At 57.7% G+C, this 20,735-nt stretch carries 22 protein-coding genes; 11 read left to right on the top strand and 11 right to left on the bottom strand.

Translation table 11 applies throughout. The annotated features are described in order from the left end of the window. Positions 1-19 precede the first annotated feature (19 nt). The 4 genes from pstB (at position 20) to ACL7TT_RS06065 (ending at position 3,193) form a co-directional block, all read left to right on the top strand. Complete coding sequence (pstB, locus tag ACL7TT_RS06080) at positions 20-898, top strand: phosphate ABC transporter ATP-binding protein PstB (protein WP_413393943.1); 879 nt, start codon at positions 20-22, stop codon at positions 896-898. Between the two features lie 25 nt (positions 899-923). Beyond that, complete coding sequence (gene phoU / locus ACL7TT_RS06075; protein WP_413393941.1) at positions 924-1,625, top strand: phosphate signaling complex protein PhoU; 702 nt, start codon at positions 924-926, stop codon at positions 1,623-1,625. A gap of 29 nt (positions 1,626-1,654) precedes the next feature. Beyond that, positions 1,655-2,029 (top strand): antibiotic biosynthesis monooxygenase family protein, encoded by a 375-nt coding sequence (locus tag ACL7TT_RS06070; protein WP_413393939.1) that lies wholly within the window; start codon positions 1,655-1,657, stop codon positions 2,027-2,029. A gap of 306 nt (positions 2,030-2,335) precedes the next feature. Next, entirely contained in the window at positions 2,336-3,193 is an 858-nt protein-coding gene (locus ACL7TT_RS06065) for a putative porin (RefSeq protein WP_413393937.1), read from the top strand. Between the two features lie 90 nt (positions 3,194-3,283). On the opposite strand, the gene ACL7TT_RS06060 is transcribed toward ACL7TT_RS06065, so the two are convergent. After that, entirely contained in the window at positions 3,284-4,579 is a 1,296-nt protein-coding gene (locus ACL7TT_RS06060; RefSeq protein WP_413393935.1) for a M48 family metalloprotease, read from the bottom strand. 71 nt (positions 4,580-4,650) lie between these two features. On the opposite strand from ACL7TT_RS06060, the gene ACL7TT_RS06055 reads away from it, so the two are divergent. The 4 genes from ACL7TT_RS06055 to ACL7TT_RS06040 all read left to right on the top strand — a co-directional run bounded on the left by ACL7TT_RS06055 (position 4,651) and on the right by ACL7TT_RS06040 (position 7,028). After that, the gene (locus ACL7TT_RS06055) at positions 4,651-5,130 is read left to right on the top strand and encodes a DUF4265 domain-containing protein (RefSeq protein WP_413393933.1); all 480 of its coding nucleotides are present in this window, start codon (positions 4,651-4,653) and stop codon (positions 5,128-5,130) included. Between the two features lie 150 nt (positions 5,131-5,280). Then, on the top strand, positions 5,281-6,057 hold the full coding sequence (gene yaaA, locus ACL7TT_RS06050) for a peroxide stress protein YaaA (protein WP_413393931.1): 777 nt from the start codon (positions 5,281-5,283) through the stop codon (positions 6,055-6,057). Beyond that, positions 6,054-6,656 carry a DUF938 domain-containing protein gene (locus ACL7TT_RS06045; RefSeq protein WP_413393929.1) on the top strand — a complete coding sequence of 201 codons (603 nt, stop codon included), beginning with the start codon at positions 6,054-6,056 and terminating at the stop codon, positions 6,654-6,656. Before yaaA ends, ACL7TT_RS06045 begins: the two co-directional genes overlap by 4 nt. Before the next feature lie 12 nt (positions 6,657-6,668). Next, the gene (locus ACL7TT_RS06040) at positions 6,669-7,028 is read left to right on the top strand and encodes a hypothetical protein (protein WP_413393927.1); all 360 of its coding nucleotides are present in this window, start codon (positions 6,669-6,671) and stop codon (positions 7,026-7,028) included. A gap of 6 nt (positions 7,029-7,034) precedes the next feature. On the opposite strand, the gene phoR is transcribed toward ACL7TT_RS06040, so the two are convergent. The 4 genes from phoR to ACL7TT_RS06020 all read right to left on the bottom strand — a co-directional run bounded on the left by phoR (position 7,035) and on the right by ACL7TT_RS06020 (position 10,806). Beyond that, positions 7,035-8,369, bottom strand: a complete 1,335-nt coding sequence (gene phoR / locus ACL7TT_RS06035; protein WP_413393925.1) for a phosphate regulon sensor histidine kinase PhoR — start codon at positions 8,367-8,369, stop codon at positions 7,035-7,037. Positions 8,370-8,506: 137 nt separating this feature from the next. Further along, positions 8,507-9,211, bottom strand: a complete 705-nt coding sequence (gene phoB, locus ACL7TT_RS06030; RefSeq protein WP_299943219.1) for a phosphate regulon transcriptional regulator PhoB — start codon at positions 9,209-9,211, stop codon at positions 8,507-8,509. Between the two features lie 108 nt (positions 9,212-9,319). Next, a complete protein-coding gene (gene ubiA, locus ACL7TT_RS06025) occupies positions 9,320-10,162 on the bottom strand; it encodes a 4-hydroxybenzoate octaprenyltransferase (RefSeq protein WP_413394126.1) in 843 nt (280 codons plus the stop codon). A gap of 35 nt (positions 10,163-10,197) precedes the next feature. Beyond that, positions 10,198-10,806, bottom strand: a complete 609-nt coding sequence (locus ACL7TT_RS06020; protein WP_413393923.1) for a chorismate--pyruvate lyase family protein — start codon at positions 10,804-10,806, stop codon at positions 10,198-10,200. A 146-nt stretch (positions 10,807-10,952) separates the two neighbouring features. Between ACL7TT_RS06020 and ACL7TT_RS06015 the strand changes: the two genes are divergently transcribed. After that, positions 10,953-12,272, top strand: a complete 1,320-nt coding sequence (locus tag ACL7TT_RS06015; protein ID WP_413393921.1) for a dicarboxylate/amino acid:cation symporter — start codon at positions 10,953-10,955, stop codon at positions 12,270-12,272. Between the two features lie 11 nt (positions 12,273-12,283). Here ACL7TT_RS06015 and recG read toward each other — a convergent pair whose 3' ends face one another. After that, positions 12,284-14,386 carry an ATP-dependent DNA helicase RecG gene (recG, locus tag ACL7TT_RS06010; RefSeq protein WP_413393919.1) on the bottom strand — a complete coding sequence of 701 codons (2,103 nt, stop codon included), beginning with the start codon at positions 14,384-14,386 and terminating at the stop codon, positions 12,284-12,286. After that, a complete protein-coding gene (locus tag ACL7TT_RS06005) occupies positions 14,365-15,288 on the bottom strand; it encodes a hydrogen peroxide-inducible genes activator (RefSeq protein WP_413394125.1) in 924 nt (307 codons plus the stop codon). Before ACL7TT_RS06005 ends, recG begins: the two co-directional genes overlap by 22 nt. A 189-nt stretch (positions 15,289-15,477) precedes the next feature. Between ACL7TT_RS06005 and ACL7TT_RS06000 the strand changes: the two genes are divergently transcribed. Both ACL7TT_RS06000 and ACL7TT_RS05995 read left to right on the top strand, forming a co-directional pair. Beyond that, positions 15,478-15,738, top strand: a complete 261-nt coding sequence (locus ACL7TT_RS06000) for a GlsB/YeaQ/YmgE family stress response membrane protein (protein WP_299943211.1) — start codon at positions 15,478-15,480, stop codon at positions 15,736-15,738. A 231-nt stretch (positions 15,739-15,969) separates the two neighbouring features. Then, on the top strand, positions 15,970-16,854 hold the full coding sequence (locus tag ACL7TT_RS05995; RefSeq protein WP_413393917.1) for an NAD-dependent epimerase/dehydratase family protein: 885 nt from the start codon (positions 15,970-15,972) through the stop codon (positions 16,852-16,854). A gap of 73 nt (positions 16,855-16,927) precedes the next feature. On the opposite strand, the gene ACL7TT_RS05990 is transcribed toward ACL7TT_RS05995, so the two are convergent. From ACL7TT_RS05990 to gmk, 4 genes are all read right to left on the bottom strand, one after another. Then, entirely contained in the window at positions 16,928-17,311 is a 384-nt protein-coding gene (locus ACL7TT_RS05990) for a RidA family protein (protein WP_413393916.1), read from the bottom strand. Positions 17,312-17,452: 141 nt separating this feature from the next. Continuing rightward, positions 17,453-19,570, bottom strand: coding sequence for a bifunctional GTP diphosphokinase/guanosine-3',5'-bis pyrophosphate 3'-pyrophosphohydrolase (spoT, locus tag ACL7TT_RS05985; RefSeq protein WP_413393914.1), 2,118 nt, complete (start codon positions 19,568-19,570; stop codon positions 17,453-17,455). 54 nt (positions 19,571-19,624) lie between these two features. Continuing rightward, positions 19,625-19,888 carry a DNA-directed RNA polymerase subunit omega gene (rpoZ, locus tag ACL7TT_RS05980; RefSeq protein ID WP_299943203.1) on the bottom strand — a complete coding sequence of 88 codons (264 nt, stop codon included), beginning with the start codon at positions 19,886-19,888 and terminating at the stop codon, positions 19,625-19,627. 99 nt (positions 19,889-19,987) lie between these two features. Continuing rightward, positions 19,988-20,608, bottom strand: a complete 621-nt coding sequence (gene gmk / locus ACL7TT_RS05975) for a guanylate kinase (RefSeq protein ID WP_413393912.1) — start codon at positions 20,606-20,608, stop codon at positions 19,988-19,990. Positions 20,609-20,735: the final 127 nt, after the last annotated feature.

Here is a 20,735-nt window from a genome sequence, read left to right as displayed (position 1 = left end):
TCAGAGAGCGGGATTATTTATGAGTACCATGACCCTGGATGCCAACGCACGCACTGAGGCGGCACAAGTCGAGCTTTTGGGTGTGGAGAGTGTGGCGCATTCGGCCGAGGTGAGAAAAACCGTGGGCCGGCCTTTTATTGAGACCGCCAAATTGCGTATGCGCGATGTCAATGTATGCTATGGAGAGATCCAGGCGATTCACTCGGTAAGCCTGGATATCGGCTGCAACGAAGTGGTGGCCATGATCGGCCCATCGGGCTGCGGTAAATCTACGTTCCTGCGCTGTCTCAACCGTATGAATGACACCATCGAAGGATGCCGCGTCGAAGGTGAGCTGAGTTTGGATGGTGAACCCATTTACGGCTCCAAGGTGGATGTGGTGCCCTTGCGTGCGCGGGTGGGCATGGTGTTCCAGAAGCCCAACCCCTTCCCCAAATCCATCTACGAAAACGTCGCTTATGGTCCCAAGATCCACGGTATTGCCAGCCGCCGTGCGGAACTGGATGAGATTGTGGAAAACAGTCTGTACCGAGCCGGTCTGTGGAATGAAGTGAAGGACCGCCTGAACAAACCGGGAACCGGTCTGTCCGGTGGCCAACAGCAGCGCTTGTGTATTGCCCGTGCCATTGCGGTGAGCCCGGAGGTGATCCTGATGGACGAACCCTGTTCGGCTCTGGACCCGATTGCCACTGCGCGCATTGAGGAATTGATCGACGAGCTTAGGGCAAACTACACCATCGCCATTGTGACCCACTCCATGCAGCAGGCGGCCCGCGTCAGCCAGCGCACCGCCTACTTTCACCTCGGACATCTTGTCGAGGTCAACGATACCGAAACCGTGTTCACCAATCCCGAGCATGAATTAACCGAAGCCTATATCACCGGCCGCTTCGGCTGAGCCAGCTTTGCCCCGAGGGTTAACCATGGAAATGCACTTTGATCAGCACATCTCCCGCCAGTTCAACGAGGATCTGGAGGGTATCAAGACTGAAATGTTGGAGATGGGTGGTATGGTCGCCCGCCAGGTGGCCGACGCTGTGGATGCCCTGTCCAATGCCGACAGTCAATTGGCGGAAAAAGTTCTGCGGATCGAAGACGAAATCGACAGAAGCGAGATGGCTCTGGATGAGCACGCGACCCTGATTATTGCCAAGCGCCAGCCCGCCGCATCGGATTTGCGCATGGTGATGTCGGTAACCCGCATCGCCCGCGACCTGGAGCGCATCGGCGATGAGGCCTGCAAAGTCGCGAAAATGGCGATAGCGCTGACTGACGAGGGTACCTCGCCGCGGGGTTATACTGAGATACGCCATATCGCCAACGCCGTGCGCAAGATGCTCAACGATGCCCTGGATGCTTACACCCGTTTCGATGTGGCGTCGGCTCTGCGCACCCTGGCGGAAGATGAGCAGGTGGATATGGATTACCGTACCGCAGTGCGCGAGCTGGTGACCTATATGATGGAAGACCCACGCAGTATCTCGCGGGTAATCAATGTGTTGTGGACCCTGCGCTCACTGGAGCGCATCGGCGATCACGCGAAGAACATTTGCGAGCAGGTGGTTTATTTGGTGGAGGGAGCGGATATTCGGCACGGGCATGAGAAAAATCTGAGGAAACCCTGAGTTCCTCCGCCCGCTGAAGAGGTCGCGCAATGCGGCCTTTTTTATTGCCGGATTTTCGCCTAAAGACGCTTTTGAGGGAAATGATGAAATATATTTTCGAGATTCGTATCAAGCAAGGCTTCAGTGCCGAGGAATATGCCGAGGCCTGGGTAAGGGCGTCCAGATTAATTCAGCGGTCCCCTGGTGCCATGGGTACGGAACTTCACCGAGACATTGGTGATCCAAACAGATTGATCGCCATTGCCAGCTGGCGCAGCAAGGAAGACAGGGATGCAATGCAGGCACGGGATTCAGCCGAGATCAATACAATCATTCATAGCGTAGCGCCTTTTGTCGAGATACGTTCACTGGGCGAGTTCGAAGATCCGCAGTGGGTTGTCAATGTTGAATATGATGCATCGTAACCAAGCAAACCTGAATGCACGCTGAATAAAATCAGAATTTTTAAAAAATCAAAGTACGCGATCCCTTGTCGTTTATATAAGAAAGTTTATTTTTAGCCGCTTACACGGGATTACAGGGGATTACATTTTCAATTTCAAATTTTTAATCTACAAGGTTTTAAAATTCAACTTGACCTTTGATTTCATTCTTCTCGCCGCAAAATTTTTATTAACTGATTTTTTGTAATTTGGTGTTGTTGCGGATAAAAAAAATTCTGCTACAATCCGCAGCCCAATTTGGATCTATCGTTAATGAAGGATTTTGTCATGAGATTCAAGCTCGCTGCTCTTCCCCTGATGATTCTCGCGGCCACTGCCACTGCAGAGGAATATAACTCTGTTACCACTGTTGGATATTCTAATCTGGATTTTGATGACAATGATGGCAACCGGCTAAGCGCCGAAACCACTTACTACTTCGATGGCAAGGAGGCCCTGGGCCCCCTGAAAGAGTTTGAATATATTAATAAAGCCAGCAATCTATCAGCAGCTTATCTCCACTACGATGTGGGTAGCTTTGATATGGATAATTTTGCTGTTGCCGGTGAATATTTTGCCGGGAACGGCTTGGTTTTCGGTGCAAATTTAACCGAAATTGATAATGACAATGTTAATGTAGTTTCTCTTGGCTACCTGTTTACACCTAACTTTTTGGTGAAGTTGTCTCATTCTGATGCAGACTTTGGTGACGAAACTTTTATTGAGGCTCGTTATAATCATCAGTTGAGCGGTTCCGATTATATCGGTTTTGATTTTGCTGCAGATGATGAGTTTGACGTGCGTGTCTTTTCCTCCAAGTATTTTGCCAGCCTGGGTAATGATCAATACTTAACTGCGGATTTTGCCTATGCCAACTTTGATGAAGGGGATGATTACTGGCAGCTCGGTGCGGATTACTACTTCACGCGGAATACGGCATTTGGCGTTACAGTGGATGAAAATGAAGACTATAAGGTGGGCTTCTCTCACTTCTTCAGTCGCAATGTTGCAGTAGAAGCGGCCTACAGCACTGTTTTTTCTGATGATTTAAATATTCGCAGCTTTGGTAATGAAGCTTTTGCTGTGGCTGCAAATGCAGATGTTGAGGTAGACAAATTCGAGCTGGGTTTAACTGTTCAGCTGTAAGTGTCGGTAAGAAAAGGGCTATCTTTGATAGCCCTTTTCTTTGGTCATTATCTTCTTAAGATTTTCTCTCAGCTATTCCTTTAAGAAAAATTACCTTTTACTTGTTAACGCCTGCACCCGCGCCTGCGCCTTAGCGCCGATCTCCCCGCCCGCCCCGGCAGCCGTTTGGTAGTGCTTGTAAGCATCCCTCAGCTTGCCTTGTTGCGCATAGACTTCGCCCAGGTAGTAGTGGGCATAAGCGGTATCCAGGTAACGCAGTGAGCGGCTTAAATCCCGCTCCGCCGAAACATAATCCTTGAGCGCCGCACTGGCGACTCCGCGCTTTAACCAGTGGGAAAACAAAATGGGGTTTTTCTGCACGGCGCGGTCGTAAGCCTTGTGGGCTTTTGCGTACTGCTTCTTCTGCGCCAGCAGGTCGCCCTCTAGGGCAAAGAAGGTCGCTTCCTTGGGCTGTTGCTGCTGTGCCTTGCGCACAAGACGGAGGGCATTGTCGTATTGCTGCTTACCTGCCGCTTGCAGAGCCTGATCGTAATGCTTGTAGGCAGTGGCATCACGCTTTAGCTGGGCTATCGCCTTTTGATAGGCATCGCGATTGGTAACCCCCCCTGTTGGCAGAGACTGACTGTGCTCGATATTGGCGCTGACGCGGGACTGCGAGGGCGGGTGGCTGGCAAAAAGTGCTTCCAGACCATTGGCCTGGCGGCCTTTGGACAGCGCGACAAACTTGCGCTGCAGGCGTACCGCACCCTGGGGGTCATAGCCGGCCGCGGCCATGTATTGCATACCGTATTTATCGGACTGCAGCTCATTGCTGCGACCGTAACGTGCAATATAGGCAGAGCCGCCCAACTGGCTGCCGGTGGAGATCAGGTCGGCGTAGGCGGTATCTTTTGTTGCTGCCCCCAGAGCAGCGAGCCCGGCGCCCAGTACCTGCTGCTGGGACAGGGCAGTGGCCGAATGCCGCGCTGCAGCGTGAACGATCTCGTGGCTGAGAACGGCGGCCAGCTCGGCTTCGTCTTCCAGCAGTACCAGAAGACCGCGGTTGATGGCGATTTTGCCGCCGGGCAGGGCCCAGGCATTGGGTACGGCATTGTCCAGTACCACGAATGCATAGGGCAGTTGTGGCTGGTCTGAAACCCGTGCCAGTTTTTGCCCCACCTTGTTCACATAGTCCTGCAGGTGGAGATCAATAGTGTATTGGCCGCCCTGTTGTTGCTGATTGATGGGGTATTGCTGCTGTCCCAGGCGCAGTTCTTGTTGAACGGAGATCAGCGAGAGCTGCTTTTCCCCGGTGACCGGGTTCACAGCGCAGCCACTGATGGATACCGCTGCTACCAGCGCTGCATTGGCGATGCAGGCGGAGAAACGTGGGGTTCGCGGGATCATTGCCTGCCTCCCTGTATAATGCCGGGTGTTCCAAGATCACCCATTGTACACAGTCTGGGAAGAGAGAGGCTATGACGGCACTTCAGGTAATCGAGTTATTCGCAGGTACCAATTCCGATGGCGAGCCGGTGGTGGAGCGCCTGCAGGTGCGGGTCAATGAGGCGGACTGTTGTCAGCTGGTGCGCTCCCCGGCCTTTGTTAAAGGCATCGCCAGTGGTGATCGTATCAAGGTGGATAAGGACACCCAGCAGTTTGAATTGATCAAGCGCTCGGGCAACCTGGCGATCCGGGTATTCTTCCGCACGGACAGCGCAGACTTGTCAGATCGGCTGACTCCGCAGCTGGAAAAGCTGGGTGGTGAACTGGACCTTGAACAGCCTCGGCTGTTGGTGTACAGCATTCATGTCAGCTGTGGCTTCGACAAAATTGAGAAAATCCTCAACAATGTCTGTGACGGAGCTGACAGTGTCTGGTATTACGGCAATGTCTACGATCCCAAGGATGGTCAGACGCCGCTGAACTGGTGGCAGGATATTCTAAAACCCGAGTAGGTCCGCAAGCCGGCAGGGTCTTCGCTCCCGGGGTTGAATGCGCGGAATTTTCAGGCGAATCGACCAGATAGCGGGCCACAGCCCACCCTGGTGCCGCTACCAGCAAGGCGCTGGGGACGGATCGCGCAGCAGTGACAAGTAAGGTATCCGATGTTAATAGTGATTTCTCCAGCCAAGTCGCTGGACTATGAAAGCGATATTCCCACGCTGAAAACAACCCAGCCGGATTTTCTGGCGGAATCCGCGGCGCTGGTCAAGACGTTGCGGACATTGAGTCCGCAGCAGATCTCCAGCCTGATGAAGATTTCCGACAAGCTGGGCACTCTGAATTATGACCGTTTCCAGACCTGGAAGCGGCCTTTCACCGATCGGAATGCGCGCCCAGCCCTGCTTGCCTTCAAAGGCGATGTGTATACCGGCCTCGAGGCTGAAAGCCTAGGCAGGCGCGATTTTGCCTATGCTCAAAAGCACCTGCGCATGCTCTCGGGCCTCTACGGCCTGTTGCGTCCCCTGGACCTGATGCAGCCCTACCGCCTGGAGATGGGTACCCGGTTTGAAAATGCCCGCGGCAAGAACCTGTACGAGTTCTGGGGAGATCGGATCACCCTGGCCCTTAACCAGCAGATGCACAGCTTGAAGAGCCGCGAGCTGGTCAATCTGGCTTCCAATGAGTATTTCAAATCGGTTCAGTCCGGTGCGCTCGATGCAGAGGTGATTACACCGCACTTCAAGGACTTGAAGAATGGCCAGTACAAGATGATCAGTTTCTTTGCCAAGAAGGCGCGCGGCATGATGAGTCGCTGGGCCATTGATCAACGGGTAAAAAAAGCGCAAACGCTCAAGGATTTTACTATGGCGGGTTATCGCTATAGCCCGGAGATGTCCGGCCAGCGCGACTGGGTATTTACTCGGGACGGGGGGCAATGAGGGATTTACCGCTTCCGGATGCGCCTTCCTGCGCGCGCAATCGCGAGTCAATTTTGCAGCACCTGCGCCGCTTGTTGGTCGATCATCAACGGGTGCTGGAAGTGGGTAGTGGTACCGGCCAGCACGCGGTGTACTTCGCTCCGTTTCTGTCGCACCTGGTATGGCAGACTTCCGAGCGGGAGGAGATGCTGTCCGGGGTCCGCGCCTGGCTCGCCAGTGCCCCAGCCGACAATCTGAGTGACCCCCTGGCCCTGGATGTCGATGCGCCCTGGCCCGCGCTGAGTGTCGATACGGTTTTTACCGCCAATACCCTGCATATTATGTCTGTGGGGTCTGTAGAGCGCTTTTTCCAACAGTTGCCGTCGGTACTGCAGCCCGGTGGACTTTTGATTGTCTACGGCCCTATGAAAATTGCCGGGGCGTTTATCGGACCCGGCAATGCCGATTTTGATCTCTGGTTAAAAGAGCGCAACCCCTTAAGTGGTATTCGCGCGCTCGAGTGGCTGGATCAACTGGCTGCAGATGCAGGGTTTAAGCGTGAAGAGTTAAACTACCTGCCGGCCAATAACCAGTTGGTGGCCTGGCGTAGAAAGCGATAACGAGGAGTCACTATGCCTGCATGGTTTGAAGTATTGATCATTGTCGTCTTTGCCATTGGCGCTGTGTTCTTTTTCGCCAAATACCGCGAGACCGTTGCCGTCCTGCACGAGAGTGAACGTATGAAAACACGCCTCTCCAACGACCTGGGTCGCTACCGGGATGTGCCCCGCCTGCGTGCCCTGCGCGAAGCAGTGCTGGGCAGTAAACCGCTACCCACCGATGATGACGGTAATGAGCACTTGTTGCTGCGCGACGGTGACCTGCAACTACACCACCTGATTCTACGCAGGGAGAGCGCACCGGTTGGCGATGACGACAACATTACTTACACGAAAAATGGTGAACAGGTAAAGCTGGAAGAGCTGGAGTAAGCCGTCCTAGGTATCGGCCATCTCTTCGCTGGTTTCCGGTGTGCGGACGGGCTTTGCGGTCAACTTGTTCTCAGGAAAGTGCAGGGTGAAGGTACTGCCCTGGGTGGGGGTACTCTCTATGCTCATCTCCCCACTGTGGCGCAGCAGTACATGCTTAACGATCGCCAATCCCAGCCCGGTGCCGCCACTGTCCCGTGAACGGCCGGGGTCGACCCGGTAGAAACGCTCTGTCAGTCGGGGAATATGCACCGGGTCTATGCCGATGCCCTGGTCCTGTACGCTGAAATGACCGCCACGGTTATCCTGCCACCAGCGCAGCTGGATTGCCCCCCCCGCTGGGCTGTACCGCACGGCGTTGAGCACCAGGTTGGCAAAGGCGCTGTGCAGCTCGCCGGCGTCGCCAAGGATACGGCTGTCGGCTTCGCACTGCACCACAACCTTGTGGCGGCCGCCGCTGAAGCTGTGTGCCTCCCGCGCAACCCGCCCCATCAGTTCGCGTACATCCACCGGCACATCCCCGATCTTGCACTCGGAGGTTTCCAGGCGTGCCAACAACAGCAGGTCGTTGACCAGTGCCGTCATGCGCACGGCCTGCTCCTCCATTTGCGCCAGGGGCCGCTGCCAGACCGGCGGTGCCAAGTCGCTGCCCTGCAGGGTTTCCAGGTAGCCGGTGATCACGGTCAGGGGGGTGCGCAGCTCGTGGGAAACATTGGCGACGAAATCGCGCCGCATCTGCTCCAGGTTGCGCAGGCGGGTGATATCGCGAACGATGACCAGCGCTTCATCCTGGCCGTAGCGGGTGACTTCGAGCTGGAGGCGAAGGGCCTCGTTGCCGGGTGCCGGCAGGGTCAGGGGTTCCCGCACCCTGCTGTCATTGCTGTGCATGTAGCTGACAAAGCCCGGGTCACGCACAAAGTTGACCAGCGACTGCCCGGTATCACTGGCCTGCAGGCCGAGGAGCTCGCCGGCGGCGGGGTTCCACCAGGCCAGGTTATCGCCGTTCTCCAGTGCCACTATGCCCTCGCACAGGGCGTTGGTGCTGTCCTGTACCCGGCGCAACATGGCGTGCAGTTTCTGTTTTTCCCGGCGGTGGCGGCGCTGCATACGGTAGAAATCGTCGTAGATCTCCCCCCAGATACCAAAGGCGGAGGGTGCCGGGCCGCGTCGGCCGCCCGCCAGCCAGCGGTTGAAGCGTTGCTGTTGCCACAACAGCGACGCCAGATAGACGGACAGCCCTGCGATCAGGGCAATCGACCAGCTGCCCCAGGTGAAACCGAGGATAGTACAGCCCAGAGTGATAAGGACAAAACGCGAAAACTCGCCAATACTGCGATCAAACATAGCCTAGTCGTGTTACCAAACGGACAACAGAGGGGATCATTTCCTCCCCGGCTGAATCGCTCCCCGGCATCCACTCGCTGCGCAAAGGGCGCACCGGCGGGAATTCCGCGGGCATCAGTATCTGTCGTGTGAAATTGTCACACTTTTTCGACAGTTTGCACAGAAAATCGATAGCCGGTGCCCCGCACCGTCTGGATATAGCGGTCGTGGCGGTCCAGTGTCAGGGCCTTGCGCAGGCGGCGGATATGTACGTCCACGGTACGCTCCTCCACATAGACATTGCCACCCCAGACGTGGTCAAGTAGTTGGGTGCGGGTATAGGCGCGCTCCTGGTGGGAGAGGAAGAAGGTGAGGAGGCGAAATTCCGTGGGGCCCATATCGACCGGCTGGCCCTTGATGGTGACCCTGTGGCTGAGTGGGTCCAGTACCAGATGCCCGGCGCTGAGTGGGTCCTCGGGGGTGGCCGGGCCAGCGCGGCGCAACACCGCTTTCAATCGGGCCACCAGTTCGCGGGGGGAAAAGGGCTTGGTGATATAGTCGTCGGCGCCCGTTTCCAGCCCTTTGATTTTATTATCTTCCTCGCCTTTGGCGGTGAGCATGATAATGGGTACAGCAGTGGTCAACTCGTCGCGTTTGAGGCGTCGGGCCAGTTCGACGCCGGATACATCCGGCAGCATCCAGTCCAGCAGAATCAGGTCCGGTTTTTCATCGATCACCAGGGCGTGGGCCTCGCGCGCATTCTCCGCCTCCAGACAGCGGTAATCCGCCATTTCCAGCGCCACCCGCAGCATATCGCGCACGGCGGCCTCATCATCGACAATCAGGATCGTTTTACTGTGCATTTGTCTGCTATTCCCGCGCTGTTGTCAGGATTTCCCGTTTCCGCCGGAGATTAAACGGGAATAGTATGACAAATATATGACGGCCGTCCCGCGGCTCCCAATCCAGGGCTAATTCAGCAGATAATGCAGGGATATTCCCGTGAAAATAGCCAAACCCACCCAGTTATTGTTGAGAAAAGCCTGAAAGCAGGCATCCCGTTCCCGTTTGCGAATCAGCCACTGCTGGTAGACAAAGAGGGCGGTCACAGCCACCAAACTTAAATAATAGATGGCGCTCATGCCAAAGCGCTGACCGAGGAGCAAAAGAGCGATCACTACCAGCAACTGCAGGGCTGCAGTCATGGCTCTATCCATGTCACCAAACAGGATCGCCGTAGATTTCACTCCGATTTTCAGATCGTCGTCGCGGTCCACCATGGCGTAGAAGGTGTCGTAGCACAGGGTCCACAACAGGTTTGCCGTATACAGCAACCATGCCTGGGGGGGGATTTCGCCGCTGACCGCGGCAAATGCCATGGGGATGCCCATACTGAAAGCGGCTCCCAGGACTACCTGCGGCAGATGGGTGTGGCGCTTGGCGAAAGGGTAGCAAAAGGCGAGCGCCAGGGCCGGCAGCGACAGGAGTATCGTGAGTTTGTTGGTGGTTAGCACCAGTGCGAAGGCCGCCAGACTGAGTCCGGCGAAGAGCCACAGGGCCGCGCGCGGGGTGACACTGCCGGTGGCGAGCGGGCGCGTCGCTGTGCGCTTTACATGGCGGTCAATTTCGCGATCAGCGAAGTCGTTGACCGCACAGCCGGCTGCGCGCATCAGGATCACCCCAAGCGTAAACACGGCCGACAGGTGCCATCCCGGCCAGCCGCCGGCAGCGAGCCACAGCGCGGACCAGGTGGGCCACAGCAGTAGCAGTGTGCCGATGGGCCTGTGCATACGGGTCAGCTGCCAGTAGGGCATCACTGCAGGCCAACGCCGGGCAATCTGTTGGCTGATCAAGGCGGATTCTCTCCCAGGGTTTTATCGTCGGGTCCGGTGGCCTTGGGCGGCCCGCCGGGACGGAAGCTCGAGAGGAACGTCTCGGCCACCAGCAGAGGCTTGTCCCGCAGCCAGAAGGTGGAGCGGCGCCCCCAGGCATTGTCATCCTCGCGACAGAGTGCTGCCAGTTGCAAGCGGGGATTGCGTTGCAGGTGGTTGAATTCAATATCGCTTCGGCGCATGCCCGGCTCGCTGAACAGCAACTCCCCCAGTGGTCGGTTGTCCAGACTGCGCAGGTTGCGGGATTTGCCCTGCAGGCTGCGCAAAGGCAGGACACTGCGGGCATAGACCCAGGGATGGCCGCGACCGTACAACAGCACTTCGCGTACCAGCGCGCGGCTGTGTGTGCGCAAATTGAGTGCGCGGCACTCCTCCGCGAGGGGCAGTTGCCAGCACTGACTCAGCACCTGCACGCGAAAATCCCCCCGGCTCTGTCGCTTGAGTGCAGCGGTGAGCGAACCGGGGTATTCCAGCCAGGGCAACAGCATCTGTGGGGGCTGGGGGTGCGCCGGTTCAAGCAGCTGCCCATGCCAATCGCCAGTGGGCACAAACGGGGATTGGTACAACGATCACTCCGCAATCTGGAAAAAGGGACATTGTACCTCGCCCGCTAACGGCTGGCCCCTTCCTGTTGCAGTTTTGCTCCCCGCGGTCTCAATAGATATAGTGCGCAGAGCATTGAAAACAACAAATACACAGAGAGAAGCTTGTTATGGGGCTTACTACCAGAATTGTGATTGCCATGGGCGCGGGTATTGCCCTTGGCCTGTTATTCAATACCCTCAATATGAGCGGGTTTCTGGGGGCCGGGGTCAATGAGGCGATTAATATCTACCTCACCGAAGGTCTGTTCGATATCGTCGGCCGGATTTTTATCGCCTCATTGAAACTTATGGTGGTGCCGCTGGTGTTGGTTTCACTGATCAGTGGCGCCTGCGCCCTGTCGGAAGGCAGCCGTATAGGTCCGCTTGCGGGTAAAACAATACTGCTTTACATGTTAACCACGGCAATAGCCATTACCCTGGCTTTGTGCCTGGCTCTGTTATTCCAGCCCGGTGTCGGTGTGAGCGAGGCAGCGGCACAGACGACTGCCGCCTTCCAGCCAAAAGAGCCTCCACCGCTTTCCGAGGTACTGGTGAATATTTTCCCCACCAATCCGGTGGCGGCCATGGCCGAGGGCAACATGCTGCAGATTATCGTGTTTGCCCTGCTGATGGGGTATGCCATTTCCCGCTGTGGTGAACCGGGACAGCGCATCGCGGCTTTCTTTAACGACCTCAACAGTGTTGTCCTGCGTATGGTCGGGGTGCTGATGGTATTCGCTCCCTACGGGGTCTTTGCCCTGTTGGCGAAGACCTTTGCAGACTTGGGGTTGGGTGGCTTGGTGCAGCTCGGTAAATACTTCCTGGTTGTGCTGGGGGCCCTGCTGTTACACGCTCTGGGTGTCTATTCGCTTCTTCTAAAACTGCTGAGTGGCCTCAACCCGTTGGAACTGCTCAAGAAGATGCGTTCCACTATGGTGTTCGCTTTTAGTACTGCCTCTTCGGCGGCCACCATCCCGGTAACCCTGTCGACCGTGGAGAAGCGCCTGGGTGTGGACAACAAGGTGGCGGCATTCACTATTCCGCTTGGTGCCACCATCAATATGGATGGCACCGCGATTATGCAGGGGGTGGCCACGGTCTTTATTGCCCAGTTCTTCGGTGTGGAGATCGGTTTGATGGGCTATTTGACCGTAATTCTCACCGCGACCCTGGCTTCGATCGGTACTGCCGGTGTGCCCGGCGTCGGCCTGATTATGTTGGGTATGGTGCTGCAGCAGGTGGGATTGCCATTGGAGGGCATCGCCATGATCATCGGTGTCGACCGCCTGCTGGATATGGTGCGCACCGCGGTGAATATCACCGGTGATGCGGTGGTGAGCAGCGTGGTGGCGAAAAGTGAAGGCGCGCTGGACGAGGAGACTTTCTACGACGCCAACTATGACAGCGTGAGTATCAGCGATTCCCACAATACCATCGGCGCCCATTGAGGCGCTGCCCATCAGGCCTCGGCGAAACGGGGCTTGTTCTGTAACCAGCGCTGGATCAGCAGGCGCCGCATTTCCTGATTGAGTGCCGGGGATGCAGCAATCCTCTGTACCTGCGGCAGTAGCCCGGCATCCCTTTGCAGATCGGCAATCCGGTGCTGGATCTCACCGGTTTGGCGGGTGCCGAGAATTTCACCGGGCCCGCGCAGGTGCAGATCCTCCTCGGCGATGGCGAAGCCGTCGCTGTGCTGGCGCAGGGCCTGTAGGCGCGCGCGGCCACTTTTTGACAGTGGCGTACCGTATAACAGCACGCAGTGACTGGCGATGGAACCCCGCCCTACACGTCCGCGCAACTGGTGCAGTTGCGCCAGACCGAGCCGTTCCGGGTTTTCAATAATCATGAGGCTTGCGTTGGGCACATCCACCCCCACTTCGATCACGGTGGTTGCCACCAGCAGGTCCACTTCCCCCGCGGTGAAGGCGCTCATCACCTGTTCTTTCTGTTCCGGCTTGAGGCGGCCATGTACCAGGGCTACCCGCACCCCATCGAGCACCTCAGTCAATTCCAGTGCGGTGGATTCTGCCGCCTGGGCCTGCAAGCTTTCAGACTCCTCAATCAGGGTGCAGACCCAGTAAGCCTGGCGGCCCTCGGCAATGGCGCTGTGCACCCGTTCCATCACCTGATTGCGGCGATCATTGGAAATCGCCACCGTACTGATGGGTTGCCGCCCCGGGGGCAGTTCGTCGATGATCGAGCAGTCCAGGTCGGCGAAGGCGGACATGGCCAGGGTGCGTGGAATCGGTGTCGCGGTCATGATCAACTGGTGTGGTTGGCACTTGCCGATGACACCGCTGGCGGCGCCCTTCTCGCGCAGCTCCAGGCGCTGGCGCACCCCGAAGCGGTGCTGCTCATCGATAATCACCAGTGCCAGGTTGTGGAAAGCCACTTCCGCCTGGAACAGTGCGTGAGTGCCCACCACCAGCCGGGCTTCGCCGCTGGCCACTTGTGCCAACTGTTCGCGGCGCCGGCTGGCCTTGAGGCTGCCGGTGAGCTGCGCTACCACAATACCGAGAGGCTCCAGCCAGGTGCTGAAATTCAGGCGGTGCTGTTCGGCGAGGATTTCCGTGGGGGCCATAACCGCCACCTGGGCGCCGGCGCCAATGCCCTTGAGTGCCGCCATGGCTGCGACCAGGGTCTTGCCGGCGCCGACATCACCCTGTAGCAGACGCATCATGGGATAATCCCGGGCCAGGTCTGCGGCAATTTCTTGACACACCCGTTGCTGGGCTGCGGTTAGGGCAAAAGGCAGGCGCGCGAGAAAATCCTGCTCCAGGGAAGTATTTACACCTAAAGGCGGTGCGGCGACCCTGGCGCTGTTGCGCCGGAGTTCCAGCAGGCTCAGATGGTGGGCGAGCAGTTCCTCCAGCGCCAAACGCTGCTGTACCGGGTGTAAACCGGCGGCGAGCTGCGCCTGCTGGGTATCGGCGGGGGGGGCGTGCAGGTAGACCAGGGCATCTCCGAGGGGGCAGCGCAGGGCCCTCGGGAGCAGTTCAGCGGGGAGCAGTTCGGCGATGGAGCGGTGCTGCAGTTGCGCCAGCGCCTGCTGTACCAGTCCGCGCATACGCTTTTGGCCCACGCCCTCTGTCAGGGGATACACCGGGGTCAGGGTTTCCCCGGCGGTGGCGGCCGCGCTGTCCACCACTTCGGTCTCTGGGTGGCAGAGTTCGAGTCCGGCACTGCCGCGGCGCGCTTCGCCATAGCAGCGCAGGCGGAGTCCGCGGGCAAAGCGGTTTTTCTGCGCTGCGGAAAAGTGGAAAAAGCGCAGGGTGATGGCGCCGCTGTTGTCCTGTAGCCGCACCACCAGGCTGCGCCGCCGCCCGAAGACGATATCCGCTGTGGCCACTTCCCCTTCAATCACCGCATCTTGCCCCGCATTCAGATCGGCAATGGAAATAACCCGCGTGCGGTCCTGGTAGCGCAGAGGCAGGTGAAAGAGCAGATCCTGCAGGGAGCGAATGTGCAGCTTTTCCAACACCTGGGCAAATTTATCCCCAACGCCCTTCAGGGTGGTGACAGGCTGTTGGGCCAGGCTGGTTAGGGTTCGATCAGATGACACTGGCTGATCGCCTCACGCAGGATATCAATGGCGCGGTGGCGCGGGAAACTGGCTCGCCAGGCCAGGGCGACGGTGCGATGTGGCCCCGGCGCGGTGAAGGGACGGGTTTCCAGCAGACCAATGGCGTATTGCGGCGCTGTGGCGGCGGACAGGGGCAGTATGGTAATGCCGAGCCCGGAGGCCACCATATGGCGCAGGGTTTCCAGGGAGCTGCCGTCAGAAGCGGTGCGGATACCCCCTCCACCAGCGTGCTTCTCCATGCTCAGTTGCAGGTGCGGGCAGGCCTCGAGGACCTGATCGCGAAAGCAGTGCCCTTCGCCGAGGAGCAGGACATTGTCCTCAGTGAGCTGATCCGGGGAGAGACTCTCATACTCTGTCAGGGGGTGATCCGCCGGCAATAACACCACAAAAGGCTCGTCATAGAGGGGTTGAGTAACCACATCCGGCTCGGTAAAAGGCAGCGCGATAATAATTGAATCCAGATCCCCCTTGCGCAGGCGCCGGCGCAGGGTGGCCGTATAGCCCTCTTCCACGTAGAGGGGCATTTCCGGGGCCAGATGCTGCAGTTGCGGTATAAAGTGCGGGAACAGGTAGGGTCCGATGGTAAAGATTGCGCCCACAGATAGCGGGCTGGCCAGCTGATCCTTGCCCGCGCTTGCGATGTCCTTGATTGCCGCCGACTGTTCCAGTACCAGCTGGGCCTGGGCGACGATGCGCTCTCCCAAAGGCGTTGCTTGTACCCGGGTCTTGGAGCGCTCAAACAGCGCCACACCCAGCTCTTTTTCCAATTTCTTGACTGCGATCGACAGTGTTGGCTGGCTCACGTAGCAGCGTTCGGCGGCACGGCCGAAATGCTGTTCCTGGGCGAGGGTGACGATGTAACGCAATTCATTGAGAGTCATAGTAAAGGTAATCAATTATTCTCTGGTGATAGATATTATTCATATATAATAGCCGATGGCCAATATCTGGGCGCGCTCTGTAGCCTGAAGTCAAAAATTGGAAAAATTTACCAATTATGGGCGCACCTAGAGGATTGAGGCGCAAAATTTTGCTATATCTAATGTGAGCACAGCGAACGGAGAAGCGTGATGGGAATTCTATCCTGGGTCATTCTCGGACTGATTGCCGGCGCCTTGGCGAAGTGGATTATGCCTGGAAAAGATCCCGGTGGCTGGATAGTCACTATGGCCATTGGCATTATTGGTGCCTTTATCGGTGGTTGGCTGGGCGCCCTGGCGGGGATCGGCGGGCCAGTGACCGGTTTTGGTTTTGGCGACATAATAACAGCGACCATTGGCGCAATTATCTTTCTTGCGATTTACCGCCTGCTCAAGCGACGCGGTAATTAGGCAAAAAACCGGCATCGTTGACAGTATGGCGGGGCTGCCGGTGCCCCGCACCGGTATTCATGGATGATAGCCCGCGATGGTTTGCGGGATCATTCTGGAGCCTTTCGAAGGCATTGGGCGAACAGGGCTTGAGTGTATCCAGATCTGGGGTTTCTCTGGCAGGACTCTATAAAACAGAATCAAGGGAATAGGGCAGACGGGCGGTTTTTCGCTCTGTTTGCCGGGAACGATATGACACAACAAGAAAATCTTTGGGTCCTTGGATGTGGTGACCTCGGAGCGCGTCTGGCGCTGAATATAGACCGCGACAAATATACGGTGTACGGCATGCGGCGCAACCCGCTGGTGGCTCTGGCGAGCAAGCGCCGCGCAGATGCGGTCAACTGGCGCAGGGGGGATGCCACCAGGGCGAGGGATATAGAGCGATTGCTGGTTACCGGGGCCGATATTGTCCTCGCCACATTCAGCCCGGATGAACATACACCAGGCGGTTACCAGCGGGCCTATGTGGAAACCGCCAGTGCGCTCGGTGAAGTGATTCCAGTTCTGCCCAAACCGCCCCGACTGGTACTCTGGGTATCGTCCACCCGGGTCTATGGACAGAGTGGGGAGGAGTTTATCGATGAGCAGACTCCGCCGGTGCCCGGCAGTTTCCAGGGAGAGGCGCTGTTGAAGGCGGAGGAAATAATTCGAGCGGCTGTGCCTGCCGCCTGTATTGTGCGCTTTGCCGGTATTTATGGGCCGGGCCGCGACCGCTTGCTGTCCCAGGTTCGCGCCGGGCGCTGCGCACCCCCGCAACCGCCCCAGTACAGCAACCGTATCCATGTGGATGACTGTATCGGCTTTCTGTTGCACCTGATCGAGCGGCACAGGGAGGGCTGGGCGCCGGAACCGCTCTATATCGTTGCCGACAGCAAACCCGTGCCCATGTACGAACTGCAGCAGTGGCTGGTAAAGGCCATGGGGTATACCAGTGCACATTTGCGCGAGATAGTGCAAACCAGCGTTCGGCGCTCAAAGAGGCTGGGGAACCAGCGTATGCTGGCCAGCGGTTACGCGTTGAAATACCCGGATTACAAGGCTGGCTACGGCGCCCTGCTGGCGGCGGAGGGCTGAGCCGCTGTTGTTTGAAGCGGACAGTTTTTCCGGCATTGTTCACAGGCGCGGATGGTGCAATGGCTGGAGGCGCTCAGGGCACCATCACGCCTTCGGCTTCAAATTGTGCCCCCAGGGGCAGCTCCTTGACGGCGACAGTCGCCCGCGCCGGGTAGGGCTCCTGAAAGAATTCTGCCATCACCTCGTTGAGGCGGGCAAAGTTTCTGCTGTCGGTGATATAAAGGTTCAGCTTTACAATATGTTGCAGTGAGCCGTCCGCCGCCTCACAGACGGCTTTCAGATTGCGAAACACCTGGCGCACCTCGTCGGCAAAACTGCCGCAAACCATTTGCTGTGTGTGGGGATCAAGCCCGATCTGCCCGGACAAGTAAACCGTATTGTTGACCTTTACCGCCTGGGAATAGGTGCCCGCTGCGGCCGGTGCCTTGTCTGTTTTTATAATTGCGCGGTTGGGCATGGGGTACTCCTTTACCTGTTGGTATTTGAGAAGGAAAGCCGATAAATATAGCGCGCTTTAACGACAAATGGCAGCGTCAACAGAGAGGAAAGCGGAGAGGTCCACCGGCTTGTAAATCATGCATGGCGGCGGTGACCCTGCCTAGGGGCGTGCGATGCGGATGACCGAAGGCAGGTTGCGCAACCGTTTCATGACCCTCGCCAGGTGCACCCGGCCGCCCACTTCCAGTGTCAGGGAGATCACACTGTTGTGTGCGTCTTTTTCATCCACATTGATCTGCTCAATACTGGCTCCCTCTTCCGTAATCCGGGTCGCCAGGCGCGCGATAATGCCGCGTTCGGATTCCACCTCCACGCGCACATCGCCGAGAAAGTCCCCTTTGACATCCGGTGACCAGTTTACCAGCATTATGTTTTCCGGATGTTCGCGAAATTCACCAGTATTGCGGCAGGTATCCCGGTGCACGACCACTCCTTTGCCGGAGCTGATATGGCCAATAATGGTATCTCCGGGGATTGGCCGGCAACAGCGTGCGAAGCTGATCATCATGCCCTCCTGGGCGTCGATGGTCAGCGGTGAGGAGATATGGCTCATTTCGGCCTCTTCACTGTGTGCCGGGGCCAGCAGCTTGGCTGCGGAGAAGGCGACTTTATTGCCGAGGCCAATCTCTTCCAGCAGCTTGTCCAGGGTCGCGCATTTGGCGTCCTGCAGGCCTCGTGTCAGCTGCTCCTCGGTCAGTGCTTCCAGGCGTGTTTCAAACTTGCTCAGGGCTTTTTCCAGCAGGCGCCGGCCGAGGGCGATGGAGTCGTGGTGGCGCTGGTGCTTGAGGAAGTGACGAATAGCGCTGCGGGCCTTGGCGGTGACGACAAAATTGAGCCAGTTGGGATTCGGCTGGGCATTTTTACGGGTGAGAATTTCAACTTTCTGTCCGCTCTCCAGGGGTTGCGACAGTGGCGCCAGGCGTTGGTTGATGCGTACGGCCACACAGGTATTGCCGATATCCGTATGGACTGAATAGGCGAAGTCCACGGCGGTGGCACCGGCGGGCAGGTCGATAATCTGGCCCTTTGGGGTGAACACGTAGACTTCGTCGGGGAACAGGTCGATTTTGACATTCTCGATAAACTCCAGGGAGTCGCCTGCGCGCTGCTGCATTTCCAGCAGCCCCTGCACCCAGCGGCGTGCGCGCACCTGGCTGGTGCCGCCGGTGTTGATCACCTCTTCGCCGGAAGCCTTGTACAGCCAGTGAGCGGCAATGCCGCTGTTGGCCATCTCGTCCATTTCCTTGGTGCGGATCTGTACCTCGATCGGTACGCCGTGCATACCCAGCAGCACGGTGTGCAGCGATTGGTAGCCGTTGGATTTGGGGATAGCGATATAATCCTTGAAGTCTGAAATCACCGGTTTATACAGGCTGTGCATCACACCGAGTACCCGGTAGCAGGTGTCCACGCTGTCCACGATGATGCGAAAGGCATAGACGTCCATGATCTCCTTGAAGGATTTCTTTTTCGCACGCATCTTCTGGTAAATACTGAAAAGATGCTTCTCGCGGCCGATCACCAGGGCGCTGATGCCCTCCCGTTGCAGGCGCAGTTCGATGGCGTTCTGAATCTGTTCGAGTAGTTCCTTGCGGTTGCCGCGTGCGGCAACCAGGGCGGCGCGCAGCCGGCTGGCGCGCAGGGGGTAGATGGCGAAGAAGGCGCGGTCCTCGAATTCTATACGCACGTCGTTCATCCCCAGGCGGTGGGCAATAGGTGCGTAGATTTCCAGGGTTTCGCGGGCGATACGCGCGCGTTTCTGCGGTTTTAGTGCGCCCAGGGTGCGCATGTTGTGCAGGCGGTCGGCCAGCTTTACCAGGATGACGCGAATATCCCGCGCCATGGCCAGGGCCATTTTCTGGAAGTTTTCCGCCTGCTTTTCCGCCGCGCTGTCGGTTTCGAACTGGGTCAGCTTGGAGACGCCGTCGACGAGATCGGCCACCTCGCTGCCAAACTGCTCCGCCAGTGCCGCCTTGGGGATGCCGGTATCCTCGATCACGTCGTGCAGCATGGCCGCAGCCAGGCTCTCGTGATCCATATGCATACCCGCGAGAATGGTTGCCACCGCCAGGGGGTGAGTCACATAGGGTTCGCCGGAGCGGCGCTGCTGCCCGTCGTGGGCCTGTTCGGCATAGAAATAGGCGCGGCGGACTATCTGGATCTGATCGGGGGACAGGTATGAGGAGAGGCGGTGGGCCAGACTATCGATGGTGTGCAATGCCGCGCGCGCCTCTCATATCACTTACTAACACTCAGCAGGAATAGACCGGAATCAGATTTCCTGGCCGGAGAGATAAGCCGGGGCCGCCATGGTGGCGGGTGTTTCATCAATATCCGGTTCATTGAGGACGCTGGCGTCTACCAGGCCTTCCCCGATTTCGCGCAGGGCGATCACGGTGGGTTTGTCGTTCTCCTCTGGAACCAGAGGGTCCCGGCCGCCGGTGGCGATCTGACGGGCGCGTCGGCTACCCACGATAACAAGCTCGAAGCGGTTGTCGACGTGCTCCAGGCAGTCCTCAACTGTAATACGTGCCATAAACTTTCGGTTCCATTCTCTGTGCCCGGAGGGCAAATTGTGTTCGGGGGAGCGACTATTTTACCGGACCATATAGTGTACGCAATTCGATCAATCAGCTCAATGGCGCAGCAGTGCCTGTAACAGTGCCCCGTGGCGCAGTTGCTGCTGCGCGAGGCGCTGACGCTGGGCAAGGATTATAGCGCGCAGCTCTGTCAGGGCCTGGTTAAAGTCATCGTTGATCACCAGATAATCCGCTTCGACATAGTGTGTCATCTCGTCGATGGCCTGGCCCATACGCCGATCAATCACGGGCTGGTCATCCTGGCCGCGGCCGGTGAGGCGCTCGCGCAGAGCTTGTTGGGACGGCGGCAGGATAAAGATCCCGACAGTATCGGTATGCAGGCGTCGCACCTGTGCAGCGCCTTGCCAGTCGATTTCCAGAATAACGTCACAACCCCTGGCGAGGGTCTCTTCCACTTCCTTTTTGGCGGTGCCGTAGTAATTGTCGCCGTACACCTGGGCGTGCTCGAGAAAAGCATTCTGCTCGAGCATTGCCAGGAACCCCTCGCGCTCCACGAAGTGGTAATCAATACCCTGCACCTCACCGGAGCGTTTGACGCGGGTGGTATGGGAAACAGACACTGTGACCTGGCTGTCGCTTGCCACTAGCGCCTTCACCAGGCTGGTTTTCCCTGCACCTGAGGGTGCGGACACGGTATAGAGGGTTCCTGTTGGCACATCTGGTCCTGTTCGCGGGCAAAACGTGCATTATAGCCCAAGCTCCGGCATTGCGGTCCTGCAAGGGGTGGAACAATGGGACATAAAAGTGGGAAAAGGTTAAACACCGACCGGGGTTGAGGGGGCA

The sequence above is a fragment of the Microbulbifer jejuensis genome, assembly GCF_047289955.1.
Lineage (GTDB): Bacteria > Pseudomonadota > Gammaproteobacteria > Pseudomonadales > Cellvibrionaceae > Microbulbifer.
This window is presented reverse-complemented; position numbering and strand designations above follow the sequence as displayed.

Bases quoted from the DNA above. Each gene is read 5' to 3' on its own strand.
- pstB (WP_413393943.1), top strand. From the start codon at position 20: ATGAGTACCATGACCCTGGATGCCAACGCACGCACTGAGGCGGCACAA.
- phoU (WP_413393941.1), top strand. From the start codon at position 924: ATGGAAATGCACTTTGATCAGCACATCTCCCGCCAGTTCAACGAGGAT.
- ACL7TT_RS06070 (WP_413393939.1), top strand. From the start codon at position 1,655: ATGCGGCCTTTTTTATTGCCGGATTTTCGCCTAAAGACGCTTTTGAGG.
- ACL7TT_RS06065 (WP_413393937.1), top strand. From the start codon at position 2,336: ATGAGATTCAAGCTCGCTGCTCTTCCCCTGATGATTCTCGCGGCCACT.
- ACL7TT_RS06060 (WP_413393935.1), bottom strand. From the start codon at position 4,579: ATGATCCCGCGAACCCCACGTTTCTCCGCCTGCATCGCCAATGCAGCG.
- ACL7TT_RS06055 (WP_413393933.1), top strand. From the start codon at position 4,651: ATGACGGCACTTCAGGTAATCGAGTTATTCGCAGGTACCAATTCCGAT.
- yaaA (WP_413393931.1), top strand. From the start codon at position 5,281: ATGTTAATAGTGATTTCTCCAGCCAAGTCGCTGGACTATGAAAGCGAT.
- ACL7TT_RS06045 (WP_413393929.1), top strand. From the start codon at position 6,054: ATGAGGGATTTACCGCTTCCGGATGCGCCTTCCTGCGCGCGCAATCGC.
- ACL7TT_RS06040 (WP_413393927.1), top strand. From the start codon at position 6,669: ATGCCTGCATGGTTTGAAGTATTGATCATTGTCGTCTTTGCCATTGGC.
- phoR (WP_413393925.1), bottom strand. From the start codon at position 8,369: ATGTTTGATCGCAGTATTGGCGAGTTTTCGCGTTTTGTCCTTATCACT.
- phoB (WP_299943219.1), bottom strand. From the start codon at position 9,211: ATGCACAGTAAAACGATCCTGATTGTCGATGATGAGGCCGCCGTGCGC.
- ubiA (WP_413394126.1), bottom strand. From the start codon at position 10,162: ATGCCCTACTGGCAGCTGACCCGTATGCACAGGCCCATCGGCACACTG.
- ACL7TT_RS06015 (WP_413393921.1), top strand. From the start codon at position 10,953: ATGGGGCTTACTACCAGAATTGTGATTGCCATGGGCGCGGGTATTGCC.
- ACL7TT_RS06005 (WP_413394125.1), bottom strand. From the start codon at position 15,288: ATGACTCTCAATGAATTGCGTTACATCGTCACCCTCGCCCAGGAACAG.
- ACL7TT_RS06000 (WP_299943211.1), top strand. From the start codon at position 15,478: ATGGGAATTCTATCCTGGGTCATTCTCGGACTGATTGCCGGCGCCTTG.
- ACL7TT_RS05995 (WP_413393917.1), top strand. From the start codon at position 15,970: ATGACACAACAAGAAAATCTTTGGGTCCTTGGATGTGGTGACCTCGGA.
- ACL7TT_RS05990 (WP_413393916.1), bottom strand. From the start codon at position 17,311: ATGCCCAACCGCGCAATTATAAAAACAGACAAGGCACCGGCCGCAGCG.
- rpoZ (WP_299943203.1), bottom strand. From the start codon at position 19,888: ATGGCACGTATTACAGTTGAGGACTGCCTGGAGCACGTCGACAACCGC.